Here is a 407-nt window from a genome sequence, read left to right as displayed (position 1 = left end):
CGGCGCACGGTGGTCTCGCCCAGCATCTTCGAATATTCCTCGGCATCCCGTTGCTCTCGCGGAGTGAACACGATCCGCACGCCGAGATTGGTAATTAAGCCGCGCGCTGTGTCGGCGCCATAGACCGATTCCAACTGCGCAATCGACTGGATCACGATCACGATGCGGATGCCATAGCCAGCCACCCAACCCACGGCCACCGGCACGATCTCCACCCGGCCCAACGCGGTGAACTCGTCGAGCATGAACATGCACTGGTATTTCAGTTCTGGGTTGTGTTCGGGCAACTCGCGGCCATTGAGTTTGATCGCCTGTTCGAAGAACAGATTCAACACCCCTTTGGCTTCGATCAGCTTGGCCGGGCTGACGCCGACGTAGATGGACTGGACGGTCTTGCGCAACTTGCT

General features: G+C 59.0%; 1 protein-coding gene. It reads right to left on the bottom strand.

The genetic code is table 11. From position 1 onward, the window contains the following. Window positions 1-407 (bottom strand): type IV secretory system conjugative DNA transfer family protein (locus XalbCFBP2523_RS15955; RefSeq protein WP_158250806.1); only part of this gene is annotated, 407 nt, incomplete at both ends.

It is taken from the genome of Xanthomonas albilineans (assembly GCF_002939705.1).
Taxonomy (GTDB): Bacteria; Pseudomonadota; Gammaproteobacteria; order Xanthomonadales; family Xanthomonadaceae; genus Xanthomonas_A; species Xanthomonas_A albilineans.
This window is presented reverse-complemented; position numbering and strand designations above follow the sequence as displayed.